This is a genomic window from Pseudomonadota bacterium (assembly GCA_022361155.1).
Classification (GTDB): domain Bacteria; phylum Myxococcota_A; class Polyangia; order Polyangiales; family JAKSBK01; genus JAKSBK01.
Genome location: JAKSBK010000470.1, coordinates 1 through 4,077 on the forward strand (window position 1 = coordinate 1; position 4,077 = coordinate 4,077).

Here is a 4,077-nt window from a genome sequence, read left to right on the forward strand (position 1 = left end):
GAGCAGGATCGCAAGAAAAACAGCGGCCATCCCTGAGCGCATCGCTTCCCTCCTCCGGAGTCTGGCCGAAAGGAAGCACGCGCGCTTCGTTCCGCCCACTCCCACGAGTCGTAGGCTCGGCGGCCGCATCTGGCAACCTCGGGCAGCGGGCGAATCCCGTGGTCGGATTCGAGACGATGCCAAACGGCCTCAAGTCTATCCGTGGACTGCTTGGTCGATTCGGGCACAACGGCCCGGAAACTCGGATCGAATTTCCGGACCGTTGTACTAGGCGTTGGACGACCACGGCCACGACCACGATGTGCGATCGTCGACGGTCGGGGTGTGGTCAGGCACGCCGCACAGGCAGATCAAGAGACGCCGCCACCACCAAGCCGAGTCCGGACGCGGGTCCTCTCGGTCGTCTCCGTATGGTCACGAGTGGACCTCCACGAGCAGCGACTCGCCTGCACGCAGGGTGACCGGAGCCAGATCGACCTGCAGCCGCGTTCCATCCAAGCGAAAGACGGTATCGAGCCCCCGAACGGTCACCCTGCTTGGCAAGCTCCCCGGGGCGAGCTCGAAGCCGAGTGTCGCGAGCCGAAGCTGACCGTGCTTCACATCGATTTGCTCCGATTGCACGGGCCCGAGCCGCTGCTGCGAAAAGGTGCCCCAGCCCTCAGCAGCTACGAAGGCCGCGCGAAACGCTTCCTGGGAGAATCTGGGGTGAAATCCCAGGTAGCCGCGCGGCCCGTGGTACTCGAAGCCGCACGCCGCCAGGTACACTCCGTGGCTTGCCATGGCCCGCGAGTAGTGATTCGAGCATTCCACCTCGTTGAACGGGTTGCGCCTGAGAGGGTGGTAGCGGTCGTGGATCGTGCGCGTGATGGCGAGACCCTCGTCTACGAGCCCTTCCCAGATCATGTGCGAGGCAACCTGGTACTCGAAGCCTGACATGCACTCGTTGAGGTAGCCCACATACGTGTGACCCGCGCGTCCGCCCTGGGCTTGTACCGCGCCGCCCTTCGGAAACGTGGTCATGATGAGGCCGCCCTCGCCTGCAAGCGCGTACCACCTTCCGCCCTGGATCTGGCTCTTCTCACGGTAGGGACCGACATCCGGCGTGAAGTTGTAGCGCCACAGGGACCTCAACGCCGAACGGGTTTCAACCTCCGGGAGAACCCGGCCCAGGCCGAGCTGAAACGCGTAACTCTGGCCAAACACCTGATCGATATGGCAGCCCTTGTTGCTGTTGATCGCTTCGGGATGCGCAGGATCTACCTTGTGAATAAAGTACTCGCCATCGTAGAGCATGGCGGGGATACTGTTGTATCCGGCTTGCACGATCGTGGCGAGCTGCCCCGCGTAGGCCAGGTCGCCCATCTCCTCGGCCATGGCCTGCGTGGCGCGTGCGGCCGCGATGTAGAGCGAGCTGATCCAGGGGATAGCGCCGTACCACGTGCTGTCCAGGGTGTTGTATTGCGGATGATCGAGAATCCCGTCCCCGCTGGTGTCAGCGGTGGTCATGTGCTGCATCGAGGTCTTGACGCGCGGCCAGAGTCTCCTGAGAAACGCGTCGTCGGCCGACATCTGGTGCTCGCGGTACACACGCAGGATGGTGCCGCAGAAACCGTCGTGCGCGGTCGTGTTGTTCGAGTCGCCACGGTAGCCCATGGCCCCGCTGGGCTGCCAGGCCAGACCAAAATCGATATGCTCGCGCAATCCCCGTTCTAGCGAGGGGAACAGGCGCGCAACCGATTGAGCGTACTGCCAGACATGCTGGCACGTACCTGGACAGCAGTCGACGCCTTCCCAGCCCCAGAAGCGGCCGTTGTCAAACCAATGGCACGTCTGCGTGGCCAAGGTGGATACGTTCACGAACGTCCGGTCCAAGAACCAATACGGCAGCGTCGAGTCGTACCAGGTGGCTCGCCACTGTCGGGTCGTGGCGGTAAGCTCCGCGAGTCGCCCGACCACCTGGCTCCCCACATCGGACGCCGATCGAAAGCGCGTAGCATAATTGCGCTTCAGGCTCTGAATGTTCCGGATGGCCGACATGTCGCTTTTCGGCCGCACGTGGTAGTCCGGAAAGAACCAAGAGATCACGAAGGAGACGGTTGCTGTCTGTCCGGGCGCGAGCATCAGGCCGCTGCCAAGCGCGCCGACGAGCTTGGTGCCGAAGGGGCTCGCCGCGGGAGCGAGGTTCCCGGGTGTGACCATGTCGAAGATCGGCTCTGGGCCCTGCGAAGCATCGACTTGGGCCGCACTTCGTACGCCATGGCCAGCCCCCACCAGCGTGAGCGCCATGCTGCCAAACCCGGGCACGCTGCTAGCGGAGTTGTCCGCTGAGCAAAACAGCGTGGTCCGGTCGGGCATGGCCTCGATGGCGTTGCGGCGATTGCCCCGCGCTGCACCGTCGCGACCGAGGCACACGGCGTTTTCGAACCACCCGATCAGCTCGACCTCCACCGGCGCTGGACCGGAATTGGCGATCGTGTAGCTCAGGATCGTGGCAGGAAACGCCGAGCTTTCGACGTCGAGCGGAACGAAAGGCGAGAAGGCCTCCAGATGGACCGCCACAGGGCAGCTCGTGTCGCAGTACTCGACCTCGGCGATCGGGTACTGGCCCAAGAACGAGATGCTCTTGAAACCACGCTTGTCCAAGGTCCTGGCTTGCCAGCTCCCTCCCGGTGTCCGAGCTCGCACGGCAAACCCTTGCTCCAGCGGCGAATCCGGCACGAGCGGCCTTGCATAATCGTGCCCGCGGCTGATCCCACCGGCGTAGTCGCTCGTGTCAACCGACTCGAAGATGTTCCACAGCCACAGCTTGCCGTCGCCGCCCAGATACAGCTGGCCTGCGCAAATACCGCCGATGGGCATCCCGATCCAGCGCAGTGCACCCCCTGTTTGGCGTTCCGGTACGCCGCGCGCCCGTAGTGAGCGCAGCCAGACCTTGGACAGCTTCTTGTGCGCGGGGACGAGCTTCTGGAAATCGTCCTGGCCGAACGGTCCTGCCACACGTGGCAAACCAAGCCCGCATCCGACCCCGCTCAGTGCTAGCGTGCCAAGGAAGCTGCGGCGGTCTATCCCCGCCACCGAGCTCGAAGGTGCATCGCCCCTACAGCCGCAACCTTTCGCCGGCATGGCTGTATCCATAAGAGGTCCTCTTTTTTGTGTCAACCTTGCACTCATGAGCAAAAACGAGCAAGAAGCGCTGCGTGGCGAGACCGAGCGGGCGCTGCGGCGCACGGCGCCCGCGCCGCCCAACCACATAGCTGGGCACGCCACGGAACCTTGGTGAGGATCAGCATGCAGGACAGCGGCTGGACAACCGCCGGGGATTCTGGCACGCAAAAGGAGCCGTGCCTGACCCGGCAGGCGCTTTGGAGAAGCTCCTCGAAGTATCCCCAATACTCCTCGTCGTCGCGCCTCGCCAGCGGCGCCCAGTCCTCACCGAAACACACGAGTTATTCTTCCGCGGGCCCTGAATCTGCACATGACAAACCCGTCTCAGCGATTTCAGGACGCGCTTGACCGATTTGACCAAGCGCATCGGGAGGATCCCAAGACGGTTGTTGCCCGCGGAGCCGAGGTCCAGTGGTCACTGCTCTACCACCGCCGCCTGAGCCACTGGGTAGGCGCACTGGACGGGCAGGCCTCGGAGGCGTTGAGGCTGGCTGCGCGCTGTCAGCACCTTCGGCGCTGGACGATTCCCCGCAGCGACTTTCCCGAGGGAGTAACGGGGTACAAACGCTGGAGGAACAGGCTGGCGCAGTTCCACGCCGACGCTGCAGCTGCCGTTCTACAAGACGTTGGCTACGAAGAGGCCGTGATCGCCCGTGTACGTGACCTCTTGATCAAGAAAAGCCTCAAACGCGACCCGGAAGTGCAGCTATTCGAAGACGCCATCTGCCTGACCTTCCTAGAAAACGAGTTCGCCAGCTTCGCCGCGAAACACGACGAGGACAAGCTCGTGAACATCGTCCGCAAGACCTGGAGAAAGATGTCGGCTACGGGGCATCGGAAAGCACTCGAGCTGGCCGCCCAGCTCCCCGAGCCGCAGCGCAATTTGATCGAGAAAGCGCTGGCACCGAGGTA

2 protein-coding genes are annotated in these 4,077 nt (G+C 63.5%); one reads left to right on the forward strand and one right to left on the reverse strand.

Annotation, left to right across the window (positions count from 1 at the left end):
- Window positions 1-414: 414 nt before the first annotated feature.
- Complete coding sequence (locus MJD61_17800) at window positions 415-3,123, reverse strand: hypothetical protein (protein MCG8557117.1); 2,709 nt, start codon at window positions 3,121-3,123, stop codon at window positions 415-417.
- 352 nt (window positions 3,124-3,475) lie between these two features.
- Here MJD61_17800 and MJD61_17805 point away from each other — a divergent pair.
- Window positions 3,476-4,077: DUF4202 domain-containing protein (locus tag MJD61_17805; protein ID MCG8557118.1), on the forward strand; the 602-nt coding region annotated here is incomplete at its 3' end.

Excerpts from the sequence above, each read along its gene's own strand:
- MJD61_17800 (MCG8557117.1), bottom strand. The coding sequence starts at position 3,123 with ATGCCGGCGAAAGGTTGCGGCTGTAGGGGCGATGCACCTTCGAGCTCG.